Here is a 1,585-nt window from a genome sequence, read left to right on the forward strand (position 1 = left end):
TAAAAAACCGCCTCCCCGGCGCTCCGCGCCCCATTGGGTTAGAAACACGCCCACTACACTGACACCGCTGGACAGTGGTCGTCTGCTTTTTGGAGGCTGAGTCCCCGTCAAAAAACCTGACCCAGGGGAAGCTGCGGACCCGTTAGTGGTGGCGCGTTTCGTGACCCCGTTTAGGAATGTGATCTGATCCGAGTCCCCGTCCAGCACTTCGCGTGATTGGAGGGTACTCATGAAAAAATCCAGTTCAGAGCGGCACGGCCTTCCGGTTATTCATGACCGCGCAGCCGGTATCGATATCGGCTCACGCTTCCATGTCGTGGCAGTGCCCGCCGATATCACCGAGGAGCCGGTGCAAACCTTCAAGGCGTTTACCGCCGATGTGGAGTGCATGGCCAATTGGCTGGTCCATCTCGGGATCACCACTGTGGCGATGGAGTCGACCGGCGTGTATTGGATTCCGGTCTACGAGATTCTGGAAAGCCATGGCCTGCATGTCGTGCTGGCCAATGCGCGGGATGCCCGCGCAGTTCCTGGGCGCAAAACCGACGTTAACGATGCGCAATGGATCCAGCGCCTACATGCCTGCGGCTTACTGCGTGCCAGTTTTCATCCTGATAGGGAGATTGCTGCGTTACGCAGTTATCTACGTTTGCGGGAGCGCCACCTCGATTACGCCGCTGCGCATATCCAGCACATGCAGAAGGCGCTCACCCACATGAATTTGCAGTTGCACCATGTGGTCGCCGACATTACTGGGGCTACAGGCATGCGGATCATCCGGGCGATAGTCGCCGGCGAGCGAAACGCTGCGACACTGGCGACCATGCGCGATACCCGCTGCAAGTCGAGCCCTGAGACCATCCAGAGCGCCCTGGTTGGCAACTACCAGCCGGAGCATGTCTTTGCTTTGGCGCAGGCGTTATCCATGTACGATGCCTATCAGGCACAGCTCGAAATCTGCGATCAACAGATTGCTCAGAGTTTGCAGCGGCTCTCCCAGCAGAACCCCACGCCCAGCGAGCCGCTCCCCAAACCACGTCACCGCACTCGGCAGCCGAATGCACTCAACTTCGACGTACGTACCTTGCTCTATCAACTGGTCGGCGTCGACCTGACCCAGATCCATGGCATCGGCCCTTACTTGGCGCTGCGTTTGGTGGCTGAGTGCGGTACCGACCTGAGTCGCTGGCGGACTGCCCATCACTTCACCTCCTGGCTGACGCTGGCCCCTGGCTGCCGGATCAGCGGCGGCAAGGTGCTGTCAGCGCATACGCGCAAGACCAAGAACCGGGTTACAGCGCACTTGCGCCTGGCCGCGGTGACCATCGGTAAAACGAATACGGCATTGGGCGCTTTCTACCGACGTTTGTCTGCGCGCATTGGCAAAGCCAAGGCAGTGACTGCTACCGCTCGAAAGATCGCCATCCTGTTCTACAACGCGATGCGCTTCGGCATGGCTTATCAGGATCCGGGGGCCGATCACTATGAGCAGAAGTATCGGGAGCGCGTGGTAAAAGGCTTGCACCGTCGGGCCGCTGAATTTGGCTACACCCTTCAGGTTGTAGATGGTGTTTCTTAGGAAGGC

The 1,585-nt window shown here is 59.1% G+C and carries 1 protein-coding gene; it reads left to right on the plus strand.

All coding sequences use genetic code 11. The features are described 5' to 3' along the window. Positions 1 to 229: 229 nt before the first annotated feature. Positions 230 to 1,579: an IS110 family transposase gene (locus EA796_RS22875; protein WP_122110283.1), complete on the plus strand. Its 1,350-nt coding sequence runs from the start codon at positions 230 to 232 to the stop codon at positions 1,577 to 1,579. Positions 1,580 to 1,585: the final 6 nt, after the last annotated feature.

This window comes from Pseudomonas sp. AOB-7 (assembly GCF_003696305.1).
Lineage (GTDB): Bacteria > Pseudomonadota > Gammaproteobacteria > Pseudomonadales > Pseudomonadaceae > Aquipseudomonas.